At 70.5% G+C, this 13,081-nt stretch carries 12 protein-coding genes; 5 read left to right on the top strand and 7 right to left on the bottom strand.

Annotation, left to right across the window (positions count from 1 at the left end; genetic code table 11):
• The 3 genes from ACE3O8_RS10180 to ACE3O8_RS10170 all read right to left on the bottom strand — a co-directional run.
• Window positions 1-219 (bottom strand): FAD-dependent oxidoreductase (locus ACE3O8_RS10180; RefSeq protein ID WP_374389387.1); only part of this gene is annotated, 219 nt, incomplete at its 3' end.
• 3 nt (window positions 220-222) lie between these two features.
• Window positions 223-1,071 carry a fumarylacetoacetate hydrolase family protein gene (locus tag ACE3O8_RS10175; protein ID WP_374389385.1) on the bottom strand — a complete coding sequence of 283 codons (849 nt, stop codon included), beginning with the start codon at window positions 1,069-1,071 and terminating at the stop codon, window positions 223-225.
• Window positions 1,068-2,087, bottom strand: a complete 1,020-nt coding sequence (locus tag ACE3O8_RS10170) for a VOC family protein (protein WP_374389383.1) — start codon at window positions 2,085-2,087, stop codon at window positions 1,068-1,070. The genes ACE3O8_RS10175 and ACE3O8_RS10170 overlap by 4 nt, the downstream gene beginning before the upstream one ends.
• Window positions 2,088-2,189: 102 nt before the next feature.
• Here ACE3O8_RS10170 and ACE3O8_RS10165 point away from each other — a divergent pair, with 102 nt between their 5' ends.
• Entirely contained in the window at window positions 2,190-2,840 is a 651-nt protein-coding gene (locus ACE3O8_RS10165; protein ID WP_374389381.1) for a TetR/AcrR family transcriptional regulator, read from the top strand.
• Here ACE3O8_RS10165 and ACE3O8_RS10160 read toward each other — a convergent pair whose 3' ends face one another.
• From ACE3O8_RS10160 to acnA, 3 genes are all read right to left on the bottom strand, one after another.
• A complete protein-coding gene (locus tag ACE3O8_RS10160; RefSeq protein WP_374389379.1) occupies window positions 2,841-3,098 on the bottom strand; it encodes a hypothetical protein in 258 nt (85 codons plus the stop codon).
• A complete protein-coding gene (locus ACE3O8_RS10155; protein ID WP_374389377.1) occupies window positions 3,088-3,879 on the bottom strand; it encodes a hypothetical protein in 792 nt (263 codons plus the stop codon). Before ACE3O8_RS10155 ends, ACE3O8_RS10160 begins: the two co-directional genes overlap by 11 nt.
• A gap of 176 nt (window positions 3,880-4,055) precedes the next feature.
• A complete protein-coding gene (acnA, locus tag ACE3O8_RS10150) occupies window positions 4,056-6,740 on the bottom strand; it encodes an aconitate hydratase AcnA (protein WP_374389375.1) in 2,685 nt (894 codons plus the stop codon).
• Between the two features lie 138 nt (window positions 6,741-6,878).
• On the opposite strand from acnA, the gene ACE3O8_RS10145 reads away from it, so the two are divergent.
• Window positions 6,879-8,015 (top strand): diguanylate cyclase domain-containing protein, encoded by a 1,137-nt coding sequence (locus ACE3O8_RS10145; RefSeq protein ID WP_374389373.1) that lies wholly within the window; start codon window positions 6,879-6,881, stop codon window positions 8,013-8,015.
• Here the strand turns inward: ACE3O8_RS10145 and ACE3O8_RS10140 are convergent.
• Entirely contained in the window at window positions 7,960-9,312 is a 1,353-nt protein-coding gene (locus tag ACE3O8_RS10140) for an MFS transporter (protein WP_374389371.1), read from the bottom strand. The genes ACE3O8_RS10145 and ACE3O8_RS10140 overlap by 56 nt on opposite strands.
• 62 nt (window positions 9,313-9,374) lie before the next feature.
• On the opposite strand from ACE3O8_RS10140, the gene ACE3O8_RS10135 reads away from it, so the two are divergent.
• The 3 genes from ACE3O8_RS10135 to ACE3O8_RS10125 all read left to right on the top strand — a co-directional run.
• Window positions 9,375-10,823: a lipopolysaccharide biosynthesis protein gene (locus ACE3O8_RS10135; RefSeq protein WP_374389369.1), complete on the top strand. Its 1,449-nt coding sequence runs from the start codon at window positions 9,375-9,377 to the stop codon at window positions 10,821-10,823.
• 108 nt (window positions 10,824-10,931) lie between these two features.
• Window positions 10,932-12,041, top strand: a complete 1,110-nt coding sequence (locus tag ACE3O8_RS10130; RefSeq protein WP_374389367.1) for a DUF898 family protein — start codon at window positions 10,932-10,934, stop codon at window positions 12,039-12,041.
• Window positions 12,010-13,081, top strand: a 1,072-nt coding sequence (locus ACE3O8_RS10125; protein ID WP_374389365.1) for a M48 family metallopeptidase, incomplete at its 3' end; no start/stop codon positions are given. The genes ACE3O8_RS10130 and ACE3O8_RS10125, both read left to right, overlap by 32 nt.

Here is a 13,081-nt window from a genome sequence, read left to right as displayed (position 1 = left end):
GGTGCTGCGGCAGCCCGCCATCACCTCGTCCGCGACGCCCGCTTCCTGCAGGATGCGGATCGCCTCGTGATCGAGGTGGGCGGCGCGGGGCAGGGGATAGATGCCGGGTTCCTTTTCGGCCACCAGCACATCGATGCCGCGCCGGGCGAGGAGGATCGCCAGCGTGACGCCGACGGGGCCGCCGCCGACGATGAGGACGTCACAGCTGTCTGCGGTCATGTGTCAGCCCTCCGCCTGCATCATGCCTTCGATATGGCCGAGCTGGTCGATCTCGCAGCGGACCACATCGCCGGGGGCGAGGAAGCGGCGCGGATCCATCGCCGCGCCGATGCCGCCGGGGGTGCCGGTGAACAGGATGTCGCCCGGCTCCAGCGTCATCGCGGCGGACAGATGCTCGATCTGCTGCCACAGGTTGAAGACGAGGTGCGACGTGTTCGAATCCTGCCGCTTTTCCCCGTTCACGAAGCAGCGGATGCCCAGTGCGTGCGGATCGGCCACTTCGTCGGCCGTGGTGAGCCAGGGGCCCATCGGGGCGTGGGTGTCGAAGCTTTTGCCCAGCGACCATTGCGGGCCGGCATGCTGCCACATGCGTTCGGTGACGTCGTTGCCCACGCAATAGCCGAACACATGGGCCGGGGCGTCTGCTGCCGACACATGACGCGCCGTACGGCCGATGACGGCGACCAGTTCCACCTCATAATCGTTGGTGAAGGTGTTGCGGGTGATGAGGATGGGATCATGCGGGCCGTTCACGCTGGTCTGCGCCTTGGTGAACCAGACCTGCCGCTCGGGCGTGCCGAGTTTCGATTCGGCGATATGATCGGCATAGTTGAGCCCGATGGCGAAGATCTTGCCGGGCCTGAGGACGGGCGCGCAGAGGCGCGACCGGTCCAGCGGCTCCGCCGGCCGGGTGGCGGCGCGCGCGATCAGCTGGGGTTTCAGCCGGTCCCAGCCGGCGATCAGGTCGATCATGCTGCCGTCGAGGCCGGTTTCGACATAGCCGGCGCCGTCTGCGGTGACGATGACGGTGCGGACCGGCCCGGCGGGCGTGCGATAGCTGGCGAGTTTCATGGACGGGCACTTTCGGGCTGGCGGCGGAACAGGCGCTTCACGCGCAGGGTGGCAGCGGTGATCGCGGCGACGAGGCCGGGCGGTGGCGGGGCCTTGCCGGCGAACATCGGGTGTGGGCTGCCCCACTGGACGGCGAGCAGCGCCGTCATCGGCTGCTTCTGCGGCGGATCATCGGCTGTCAGCAGGTCGCCGTCTGTCCAGTGTTCGAGCTCATGGCCCCAGGGGTCCTTCCAGTAATCGAAGATCTGGCTGCCCATGATGTGGCGGCCCACGCCCCAGGCCGGTGTGCGTTTCGCCGCCTTCAGATGCTGGTGGCCCAGCATCAGGTCGTCGAGGTTGGCGACTTCGAAGGCGGCGTGCAGGATATCCCGCTTCTGCGGCAGCTGCGCGAGGAACAGCGTGTGATGATCCGCCGGGCGGCTGCCGCGATCGCAGCGCATGAAGGCGCCCAGCGGCACATCGGGTGCGGCCTCCACCTCGTCGGAGGTGAGGAAGCCGAAGCGATCCTTGTACCAGCGTTCCGAGGTGCGGAAATCCGAGACGTTGAGGACGGCGTGGCCGATGCGGCGGACATGCGCGGGGGCCGGGGACAGGCGGACGAACTGGCGGTGGCGCAGCCGGGCCGCGACGCTGTTGCGCGGCGGATCGGGCGGGAGATCGGCAGGAGCGGCGTTTGCCTGCCCGGCGACGACCTCCACGCGGAAGCCATCCGGATCGGTGAGCGTGAGGATGCGGCCGCCGCCGGGTTCGTCGATCGGGCGGGTGGCGAGGCCTTCGCTGGCGGCGAGCCGTTCCAGATCATCCGTCGTTTCGGCGCGCAGGCCGAGTGCGCGGAAGCCGGGTTCGCCCTGTTCGGTGACATGCAGGAAAGGCCGGCCATCGCTGCCCCGGCCATAAAGGCGGCCGCCCGCTTCGAAGCAATCCAGACCGAATTCGGTGAGGAAGCGCCGCATCTCCGCGAGATCGGGCGCGGAATAGCGGACATGCGCGATGTCCTCGATGCGGATCACGGCCATTTCTCGTGCCTCCCCAGGCGGCCGGCGACTCGCCGGATACGTTGACTGTTTGGTCAACTACTCAATGTTGACCGAATGGTCAACTGTGCTAGGAACAGCGCCATGCCAGCCGCCCCAAATGCCAGCCCCAGGGCCCAGCGGACGCGCGCCGCGCTGCGGGCGGCCGGGATCGACCTGCTGGCGGACCGGCCGATCGACGCCATTCCGATCGACGAATTGGTGGCGGCGGCGGGCGTGGGGAAGGGCAGCTTCTTCAACCATTTCGCGGACAAGCCCGCGTTCGCGGAGGCCGTTTCCACGACGATCCGGCGCGATCTGGAAGCGCTGGTGTCGGCGGTGAACGGCGGCGCGGCGGACCCGCTGCGGCGGCTGGCGGGCGGGATGGTGGCGGCGGCCGCCTATGCCATGGCACGGCCGCGCCGGGCAGCCGCGCTGGTGCGCGCCACATCCGGCAGCGCGCTGGCGACGCACCCGGTGAACGCGGGCTTGCGGGCTGACCTGGCGGCGGCGCGGGCGGCTGGATCGATTAGCGCCCCGGACGAGCCGGAAGCGGTGCTGTTCTGGCTGGCCTGCTGCCAGGCGGTGATGGGGCAGATCCTGCTGGACCGGCCGAGGTCCGACGGGGCCGTGGCGCTGGTTCGCGGCCTGCTGCGGCTGGGGCTGAAGGGGCTGGGCGCGGCCCCGGCGCGGATCGACGCCATCTGCGAGCCCGGCTGGATCGGCGCCGTGATCGCGGCGGCGCTGACGGACTGATCAGCCGCGCGGGGCGAGCCGCCAGATCGTGGCGGCGGCGATTCCGATCCAGATGATGTTGAGGATGGTGCTGGGCCAGGCGCCGTGGAAGCCGGAATTGACGACGAACCCGGCCGCCCCCAGCAGGTTCATCCACTGGAAGGCGTGGGATCGCGGCTGAAGCCTGCCCATGCTGACGAGCGCATAGGCGGCGAGGATCAGGATTGCGCCGGCCCAGCCGACAACCTCGATCACGAGGGAGAGGGGATCATTGATCATAGCGGTTCTGGCGGATGCCATAATCGATGCGGATTCGCACCCATTCCCCGATCTGGGGCCGGCCGCCGATGCGCGGGGGATGCACCTTGAACTGCCAGGCGGCGGCCTGGACGGCGCGGGCGATACCCGAGCCTTCGGGGCTTTCGCCCAGGATGATGCAGGCTTCCACCCGGTTGCCGGTCGCGGTGCGGCAGGCGATGAGGCCCCAGCCCGGGCCCCTCGCGGTGGAGAGATAGCCCCTCAGTTCGTCGTCATAGGGCTCGCGCACCCAGGCGGCGGCATAGAGGGGTTCGCCGTTGGGGCCCGCGCCATCGACCCGGCGGCTGTCTGCCCAGCGGCTGGCCATGGGGGAGGAGGAGCGAAGATCCGGCGGGCCATAGGCGGGCTTGGGCGGGCCCATCGGCGCGGCCGGGCGCGGCGGCGCGGGCGCGGGCTGCGGCGGGGCCGGTTCCGGGGTGGGCTGGGGCGGCGGCGGCTGCAGCGGTGCGGGCTGCGGCTGGGCCGGAGGTTCGGGCCGGGGGCGGGGCTGTTCGGCGGCGGGCGGCGGGGGCGCCTGATCGGGTTCGGGCGACGGCTCTTCCGACGGGGTTTCGGAGGGGATGTTCACGGCGAGCATCGCCATGTCGACGAACTTCTTCTTCAGCGTCGGCGGGGCGAGGCTGAGGAGGAGGAGCGCGAGGCCCAGGTGGACGATGGCGACCGCGGTCAGCCCGGCCGCGCGGCGTCGGACGCCTTCGGACAGGCGCCAATCCGGGCGGGACAGGCTGGCGGCAAACGGCATCGGTGGGGTCCATTGCCCGCCGGGGCTGGCGGGCGCGTGAACGGGCCTTAGAAAAAAGACGGGCGCGGGGAAAGCCCCGCGTCAGCGCACCTCTGCCCATGGCGGGGCGGGTGGGGATTCGGACGTGGTCCGCCCCCACCCCCGCCCCCTCCCCTGAAGGGGAGGGGAGAAGGCTCTCAGGCGGCGAGCTTGCGCAGCACGTAGGGCAGGATGCCGCCGGCGTAGAAATATTCGATCTCGTTTTCGGTATCGATCCGGCAGAGCGTCTCGAACTCGCCGCTGCTGCCGTCGGGCCGGGTGTAGCTGACCTTCAGCGCCTGGCGCGGCTTCAGCGACTGCAGGCTGCCGAAGGTGAAGGTCTCATCGCCCTTCAGGCCCAGCGATTCCGCGCTTTCGCCGTTCACGAACTGCAGCGCCAGAACGCCCATGCCGATCAGGTTGGAGCGGTGGATGCGTTCGAAGCTTTCGGCGATCACGGCGCGGACGCCCAGCAGGTTGGTGCCCTTGGCGGCCCAGTCGCGGCTGGAACCGGTGCCATATTCCTTGCCGGCGAGGATGATGAGCGGGGTGCCCGCTTCCTTGTACTTCATCGCGGCGTCGTAGATCGCTTCAACCTCGCCCGTGGGAAGGTGGGTGGTGACGCCGCCCTCGGTGCCGGGGGCCAGACGGTTGCGGATGCGGATGTTGGCGAAGGTGCCGCGCATCATCACTTCATGGTTGCCGCGGCGCGCACCGTAGCTGTTGAATTCGGCCTTGGGCACCTGCCGTTCCATCAGGTAGCGGCCGCCGGGGCTGTCGGCCTTGATGGAGCCGGCCGGGCTGATGTGATCGGTGGTGATGGAATCGCCCAGCAGCGCCAGCGCCCGGGCGTTCACGATGTCGGCCACGGGGGCGGGCGTCATCGTCATGCCTTCGAAATAGGGCGGGTTCTGGACGTAGGTGGAGGCGGGGTTCCACTGATAGGTCTGCCCGCCCGTCACGCGGATGGCCTGCCAGTGGCGGTCGCCCTTGAACACGTCGGCGTAGCGGCTGCGGAACATTTCCGGCGTGACCGCCTGCTGCACCAGCGCTGCGACTTCACCGTTGGTGGGCCAGATGTCCTTCAGGAACACGTCCGTGCCGTCGGCCTTCTGGCCGAGCGGGGTTTCGGTGATGTCCGAGCGGATGGTGCCCGCCAGCGCATAGGCGACGACGAGCGGCGGGGAGGCGAGATAGTTCGCCTTCACGTCGGGGCTCACGCGGCCTTCGAAGTTGCGGTTGCCCGACAGCACGGAGACGGCGACGAGGTCGTTGCCGTTGATGGCTTCCGAGATCGGCTCCGGCAGCGGGCCCGAGTTGCCGATGCAGGTGGTGCAGCCATAGCCGACGAGGTTGAAGCCCAGCGCATCCATGTCCGCCGTGAGGCCGGCCCGGTCGAAATAGTCGGTGACGACCTGCGAGCCCGGCGCGAAGCTGGACTTCACCCAGGGCTTGCGCTGGAGACCGAAGGCGCGCGCCTTGCGGGCGACGAGGCCGGCGGCGACGAGAACCGAGGGGTTCGAGGTGTTGGTGCAGCTGGTGATGGCGGCGATCACGACGTCGCCATGGCCCAGATCATGGGCGGCGCCCGAGACGGCGACGCGCTGGTCCGGGTTTGCGGACTTGCCGTAGCCGCCCAGCAGTTCGGCTTCGAAGGCTTCGTCGGCCAGGTTCAGCAGCACCCGGTCCTGCGGGCGGCGGGGGCCGGCGAGCGAGGGGAGGACGGCGCCGAGATCGAGTTCCAGCGTGTCGGTGAAGACGGGGTCCGGGGTGCCGGCGTCGCGCCACATGCCCTGGGCCTTCGAATAGGCCTCTACCAGGGCGATGCGATGTTCATCGCGGCCGGTGAGGCGGAGGTAATCCAGCGTCTGCGTATCGACGGGGAAGAAGCCGCAGGTTGCGCCATATTCCGGGGCCATGTTGGCGATGGTGGCGCGATCGGCGAGCGACAGATTGTCGAGCCCGGGGCCGTAGAATTCGACGAAGCGGCCGACGACGCCCTTCTTGCGCAGCATCTGGGTGACGGTGAGCACGAGATCGGTCGCGGTCATGCCTTCGGCCAGCGTACCCGTCAGCTTGAAGCCGACGACTTCGGGCACCAGCATGGAAACGGGCTGGCCGAGCATGGCGGCCTCTGCCTCGATCCCGCCCACGCCCCAGCCCAGCACGCCAAGGCCGTTCACCATGGTGGTGTGGCTGTCGGTGCCGACGAGCGTGTCCGGATAGGCGATCTGCCGGCCGTCTGCGCCTTCGGAGACCCAGACCGTCTGCGCCAGATATTCGAGGTTCACCTGGTGGCAGATGCCGGTGCCGGGGGGCACGACGCGGAAGTTGCGCAGCGCCGAGGAGCCCCAGCGCAGGAATTCATAGCGTTCGATGTTGCGGGCATATTCCAGCTCCACATTCTGTTCGAAGGCCTTTGGCGTGCCGAATTCATCCACCATCACCGAGTGATCGATGACGAGATCGACCGGGACGAGCGGGTTGATCTTCTGCGGGTCGCCGCCGAGCTTCGTCATCGCATCGCGCATGGCGGCGAGATCGACGACGCAGGGGACGCCGGTGAAATCCTGCATCAGCACGCGCGCTGGGCGATACTGGATCTCGTGATCGGAGGAGGGGTTCTTCAGCCAGGCGGCGATGGCCTCCACATCGGCCACCTTCACGGTGAAATCATCTTCGAAGCGGAGCAGGTTTTCCAGCAGCACCTTCATCGAGAAGGGCAGGCGCGACACGTCGCCGATGCGGGCCGAGGCGGCCTCGATGCTGAAATAATCATAGGACTTCCCGTCGACCGTGAGGGTGCGGCGGGTGGCGAGCCTGTCGTGGCCGGTGGCGGTCATGTCTGGTCCCTTTGGTTCGAACGGTCCGTCGGATGCGGGAGCCTCCTAGAACGGGGGGAGCGAAGCGGCAAGCGCGCCTTAAGTGGGAATTGCCGCGAGCCGTTAGGGCGGATGGACGCAAGGGAGGAAAGGGCCGGGATGAAAGAGACGGGCGGGCTGGAAGCGGTGCGGGCGGCGGACAGCCCCCGCGACCTGGGCGGCATGGGGCATCCGGCGCTGCTGCACTATGACGCCGTGCGCCGGCTGTTCGTGGAATCGGGCCTGCCGCCGGAGCCGGAGACCTATGAGCTGTTCTGGCTGCATGTGACGGGCGCGGACCCGGCGCTGTCCCGCGCGCTGGAGGCGCAGCTGACGGCCGGCGGGCTGGATGCCGAGGGTGTGAAGGAGCTGCGCCGCCGGCATCTGGGCGACATCGCGGCGGCCGAGGTGCTGGCGCTGCTGGAGGCGACGCAGGCGAGCGCCACGCATCTGGCCGGGCGGCTGGAGCGCGGCCATGAGGAACTGAAGGCCTATGACGCCGAGATCGCGGCGGGCGACGAGGCGCTGGCGGTGGCGCGCGGCGTGACCGAGCTGGCGCAGATGGTGGAGCGGTTACGGCGGGCCAATGCGGTGATGATGGCGGCGAACCGGCGGCTGGAAGGGGACATCGGGGCGGCCCGGCTGGAAACCGGGCGGCTGCTGGAGCGGCTGGACACGGCCGAGCGGGCGGCGCGGACCGACCCGCTGACCGGGCTGCCCAACCGGCGCGGCATCCTGGACGCCCTGAAGAAGGCGACGCGCGAGGCGCTGGACGGCGGGCAGCCGCTGGCGGTGGGGCTGGCCGACATCGACCATTTCAAGCGCATGAACGACAGATGGGGCCACAATATCGGCGACGAGGTGCTGCGCTGCGTGGCGACCCATTTGCAGGCCCATGCCAAGCGGACCGCTGGCGATGGCGCGCTGGCGGGGCGGCACGGCGGCGAGGAATTCCTGGTGATGCTGCCGGGGCTGGGGCTGGCGGAAGCCGCCGCCGCGCTGGATTCGGCGCGCGCGATCCTGGCGCGACAGGTGCTGCGCAAGGCGGACGACGGGCAGGTGCTGGGCCGGGTGAGCTTTTCCGCGGGCGTCGCGCTGCTGCGCGCGGGCGACAGCGTGGAGGGGCTGGTGGATCGGGCCGATGCGGCCCTTTACGGCGCGAAGCGCGCCGGGCGGGACCGGGTGCAGCCGGAAAATCCGCCTAAGGGGCCGTCCGGTCGAGGTCTGCCCGGATCCGGGCATGGGCTTCGGCGGTGATCGGCCAGCGCCAGACGAGAAGGGCGGCAAGGATGCCGAGCAGCAGCGGCGGCACCACGAACAGGAAGGTGAGACCGGCGAGCGCGGAGGCGTCGTTGGCCGCGCCGGGGGCCGGATCGAAGCCCACCAGCCCGAGGATCGGATAGGTGAGGCCGACGGGGATCGCATAGCCGAGCTTCTGCGTGGCGGTGAGGATGGCGAAGTTGAGGCCGGTGGTTTCGGCGGCCGGGGCGCCGGCCCGGCGCGCGTCCAGCGCCTGCGCATCGGTGAGATCGGCCAGCATTGCGCGGAGCAGGAAGGCAGGCGCGGAAATGGGTGCGCCCGCAAGGGCGAAGGCGATGGCGGTGACGGTGACGGCCCCGTCCGGGATGGCCCAGATGCCAACCTGGGCGCCGCCCATCCACAGCCCTGCGAGCGCCGCCATTCGATGCTTGCCGTGGCGGGCCGCGCCCTTCACCCACAGCGGCGCGGCGAACAGCCCGGCCAGGAAATAGCCGAGCAGCAGCGCGGAGGCGGTTGCGGCGGGAATGTCGCGCACGGTGGTGAAGAAGAACAGGAACAACGCGCCGGTGATGCCCGGCACCACGGACAGCAGCAGATCGGCCCCCAGCAGCAGCTGCATCCGCCGATCCGCCAGCACGCGCCGCACATCGGCGAGGCGGATGCCATGGCCTTCGCCCGCGCCTTCGCCTTCGGGCACGATCAGGGCGGCGGCCAGCACCGTGAGCGGGATCAGCGCCAGCACGAACCAGCCCATCGCGTGGACGCCGGGCGTGGACCCATGGCCGGGATCAGCGCGGGCCATCAGCGGCGGGATCAGCAGCACCAGCAGCGTGGCGACGGCGTTGGCCGCCGTCCAGGTGCCGAAGATGCGCGCGCGTTCGGCATAGTCGGGCGAAAGGCGGGCGCCCCAGGCTGTCTGCGCCAGATAGATCATCGACCAGCCGACATAGAGCAGCAGCAGGCTGAAGAAGGCGTAGACGGCCGACACGCCGGGCTGCGCCATGAACACCAGCCACACGCCGGCCGCCAGCACCCCGCCGCCCGCCAGCATCCAGGGGCGGAACTGGCCGAGGCGCGTGCGGGTGCCATCCATCAGCGCGCCCAGCAGCGGATCGATCGGGATGTCGATGATGCGCACCAGCGCGAACAGCAGGCCGACGGTTGCCAGCGGAAGGCCCAGCGTGCCAGCATAGTGCGGCGGCAGATAGACGACGAGCGGCAGACCCAGCGCCGCAACCGGCAGGCACGGCCCGCACCAGGCGAGCAGGTGCTTCAGCTTCACACGCAAATCCACACTCCCCAAAACCCTCGGCAGGCTTCTTGCCGGATATGGGGGGCGGGGTCTAGGGGGCGGCGATGGCGAGTGATGCCGAACCGGCCCCTGCGGCGGCTGCCAGCCTTGCGCGCGGCGGGCGGACGAATTTCGCGGGCTTCCTGCTGCGGCTGGCGGCGCGCTTTCCATTCCTTGTGCTGGCGGCGCGGCTCTATGGGCCGGGGGAGCTGGGCGAGTTCGCCTATGCGGTGATGGTGGTGGAGTTCGTGGCCGCGCTGGCGACGATGGGGCTGAAGCGCGGGCTTTCGGCGGAGATGGCGCGGGGCGGGCGGCCCGAAACCCATGCGCTGGCCGACGGCTGGGTGCTGGGGCTGGGGCTGGCGCTGCTGGGAACCGCGGTGCTGTGGCTGGCGCCCGCGCTGATGTTTCCGGGCGGATCAGGCGCAGGGATGCGCGGCTTTGCGCTGATCGTGCCGGCCATCGTGCTGTCCGACGTGTCGCTGGCGGGGCTGGCCTTTCGCCACCGGATCGAGGTGGCGGTGCGGGCGCGATCCGTGATCGAGCCCTGGGTGCTGACGATTGCGGCGACGGCGCTGGCCTTCACGGCGGCGAAGCATTGGGGCCTGCTGCTTGCCTATGCGCTGAGCCTGGTGGCGGCGGCGACCGCCTCTGTGTGGCCGGCGGCGCGGCAGTTCGGCCTGCCGCGCGGCTGGCGGCCCTCTGCCCGGCGCATGGGGGCGATGGCGTGGCGCAACCTGCCGCTGGCGGGCGCGGACCTTGTGGACTGGGGCACGCGGCGTCTGGACCTGTTCATCCTGGGCCGCTTTGCCGGGCCGCAGGAGGTGGGGCTTTATTATGTGGCGCAGCAGGTGGCGTCGCTTGCCGGGAAGATCCGGGTGAGCTTTGACCCGATCCTGGCGCCGATGCTTTCGAAGGCGGTGAAGGAGGGGCGGCCGAAGGAGGCGGCGGCGCATCTGAACCAGGTGGGCTTCTGGGTGCTGAGCTTCCAGCTGCCGGTGGTGCTGGCGCTGGGGCTGCCGGGCGAAGGGGTGCTGGGGCTGTTCGGCCCGGCGTTCGCCGCCGGCGCGCTGGTGCTGGCGCTGCTGCTGACGGCGGAACTGGCGGCGGCGGGCAGCAGCCTGGCCGAGATGGGGCTGATCTATGCCCGGCCCAAGGCGAACCTGGCGATCGCGGCCGCCAGCCTGGCGGTGCAGGCGGTGCTGAGCCTGCTGCTGGTGCCGCGCTTCGGCGGGGCGGGGGCGGCCGGCGCGCTGCTGCTGGCGCTGGCGCTGGGGGCACTCGCGCGGCAGCTGGTGCTGGGCCGGGCGCTGGGCGCAGCCGTGGGCCTGTGGAGGTGGAGCCTGCTGGGCGCGGGGGCGGCGGCCTTTGCCTTTGGCGCGGCGGCGCGCGGCCTGCCGGAATTGTGGGAGATGATGGTGGTGATCCCCGGCGTGCTGCTGCTGTTCGCGGGGCTGATCTGGCGCTTCGGCTATGGCGCGGCGGATCGGGCGCTTTTCCGCCGGGGGCACTGAACGCCCCCTTTTCAGCCGCGCGGTTGCAGCCTAGTCTTTCCCCTGCCGCTTTCGGGCGGCGGCTCGAGCCGGGGGCAACCGGCCGGGGACCCGATCAAAGGGGCTGATATGGATGTACGCGTTGCAGGGCGGCCGGCTGGCGACCGCGTCCGCTTCGAGGGGCAATCGGGGCTGTTTTTCGGCGCGCAGCTTGGGCGCCTGATCCTGACGATCCTGACATTGGGGATCCACCGCTTCTGGTGGAAGACGGCGATCCGCCGGCGCCTGTGGGCGGATACGACGGTTGACGGTGATCCGCTGGAATATCGCGGGCGCGGGATCGAGATGTTCGTGGGCGCGCTGCTGGTGTTCGCGGTGCTGCTGGTGCCGCTGTCGGTGGTTTCGATCGTGCAGGCCGTGCTGCAGGGGATGGGCCTGGCCTGGGCGGCCGGGCTGTTGCAGCTGGTGCTGGTGATGGGCCTGTTCTGGCTGTTCGGCTTCGCCGTTTATCGGGCGCGCCGCTACATGCTGAGCCGGACGAGCTGGCGCGGCATCCGCGCGGGGATGACGGGCAATGGGGTTTCCTATGCCTGGCTGAGCTTTCGCATGACGCTGCTGAACATGGTGACGCTGGGCTTTGCGACGCCCTATGCCGACGCGCGGCGCTGGAATGCGCTGTGGGGCGACGCCATGTTCGGGACGGAGCGGGTGCGGGCGGACGTGGACTGGCGGACGCTGACGAAGAGCTTCTGGCCGGCCTATGCCGGCTCCATCATCGCGTTCGGCCTGGCGTTCGCCATGGGATTCGAAGGGGTGGAGGCGGCCGGCAAGGCGCTGGCGGGGGATGCCGGGGCGACGATGGACCCGTCCGTCGGGTTCGCGACGCTGAAATTCTATGGCTATCTGGCGATCGCCTTCCTGGCCTCCACCTTCCTGATGCTGGGCTATCGCGCGCATTTCCACCAGGAGGCGCTGGGCGCGACCGCCGTGGGCGGCCTGCGCTTCGGCTTTTCAGCGACGACGATGGACTGGCTGAAATTCTATGCCGGGAATGTCGCCTGGGTGGTGCTGACGCTGGGCGTGGGACTGTTGCTGCTGCGGTTCCGCTTGTGGCGCTTCTGGATGGAGCATCTGGAGCTGTATGGCGAGCTGGACACCGAGGAGATCCGCCAATCCGTGCTGAAGGCGCCGGTGCAGGGAGACGGGCTTGCCGACGCCTTCGACATCGGCGGGATCTGACGCGCGGCCGGCGCAGCTGTTCGACGGGGAGACGGCCGCCCGGCGGCTGGTGCGGGTGACGCCCTGGGCGGGCGGCCTGCAGCTGGCGGGCGAGGCGGAGCTGTTGCTGGCGCGGGCGGAGCTGCGGCTGGTTTCCGAAGGCGGGCAGCGCACGGTGCTGGGCCGCTTCGACAACCCGGACTGGCGGCTGGTGGCCGAGCCCCCGCTGCCGCGCGACTGGCTGAAGGGGGTGGCGCACGCGGACGCCGTGCGCCCGCGCGACCTGCGGCTGCTGGCCTTGGGGGTGGGCGGGGCCGCGGCCGTGGTTGCGATGATGTGGCTGTGGGGCGGCGTGGTGCTGGCGGCGGCCGCGCCGCTGGTGCCCGACAGCGTGACCGGACCGCTGGGCAAGGGCATGGTGGCGCAGCTGGTGGGCGAGCGGGCCTGCGAAAGCCCGGCTGCCGACGCGGCGCTGGGCCGGCTGACGGCGCGGATCGGCGCGCCCCGGCCCATCCGGGTGACGGTGGCGGACTGGCCGTTCGCAAACGCCTTTGCCGGGCCGGGCGGCGAGATCGTGCTGACGCGCGGGCTGATCGAGAAGGCATCCGGCCCTGACGAGGTGGCCGGCGTGCTGGCGCATGAGATCGGCCATGTGGCGCATCACCACCCGACGCAGGCGCTGCTGCGATATTATGGCGTTTCGCTGTTGGCGGGATCCGTGGGTGGGCGGAGTGCGGAGCTGGCGGACGTGGGGCTGGCGCTTGCCTCCACGCGGGAGGCGGAGCGGGAGGCGGATGCCCATGCGCTGAGGGCGCTGGCGGCGGCGGATGTTTCCACGGCGGGGCTGGCCGCCTTCTTCGAGCGGCAGCTGGAGGGGCGTGGGGCGGCGGCCGAGCCGGAGGATGGGGTGCAGAAGATGCTGGCCGAAGTGGGAAGCTGGGCCCGCACCCATCCTGCGGATGCCGAGCGGCTGGCGGCGATCCGCGCGGCGGGTGCGAAATCGGGCGCGCGCCCGGCGATGAGCGGCGCGGACTGGGCGGCGCTGAAGGCGGCCTGCGCTA

It is taken from the genome of Sandaracinobacter sp., from assembly GCF_041909755.1.
Classification (GTDB): Bacteria; Pseudomonadota; Alphaproteobacteria; order Sphingomonadales; family Sphingomonadaceae; genus Sandaracinobacteroides.
This window is presented reverse-complemented; position numbering and strand designations above follow the sequence as displayed.

Bases quoted from the DNA above. Each gene is read 5' to 3' on its own strand.
- acnA (WP_374389375.1), bottom strand. From the start codon at position 6,740: ATGACCGCCACCGGCCACGACAGGCTCGCCACCCGCCGCACCCTCACG.
- ACE3O8_RS10130 (WP_374389367.1), top strand. From the start codon at position 10,932: ATGGATGTACGCGTTGCAGGGCGGCCGGCTGGCGACCGCGTCCGCTTC.
- ACE3O8_RS10145 (WP_374389373.1), top strand. From the start codon at position 6,879: ATGAAAGAGACGGGCGGGCTGGAAGCGGTGCGGGCGGCGGACAGCCCC.
- ACE3O8_RS10160 (WP_374389379.1), bottom strand. From the start codon at position 3,098: ATGATCAATGATCCCCTCTCCCTCGTGATCGAGGTTGTCGGCTGGGCC.
- ACE3O8_RS10165 (WP_374389381.1), top strand. From the start codon at position 2,190: ATGCCAGCCGCCCCAAATGCCAGCCCCAGGGCCCAGCGGACGCGCGCC.
- ACE3O8_RS10170 (WP_374389383.1), bottom strand. From the start codon at position 2,087: ATGGCCGTGATCCGCATCGAGGACATCGCGCATGTCCGCTATTCCGCG.
- ACE3O8_RS10135 (WP_374389369.1), top strand. From the start codon at position 9,375: ATGGCGAGTGATGCCGAACCGGCCCCTGCGGCGGCTGCCAGCCTTGCG.
- ACE3O8_RS10175 (WP_374389385.1), bottom strand. From the start codon at position 1,071: ATGAAACTCGCCAGCTATCGCACGCCCGCCGGGCCGGTCCGCACCGTC.
- ACE3O8_RS10155 (WP_374389377.1), bottom strand. From the start codon at position 3,879: ATGCCGTTTGCCGCCAGCCTGTCCCGCCCGGATTGGCGCCTGTCCGAA.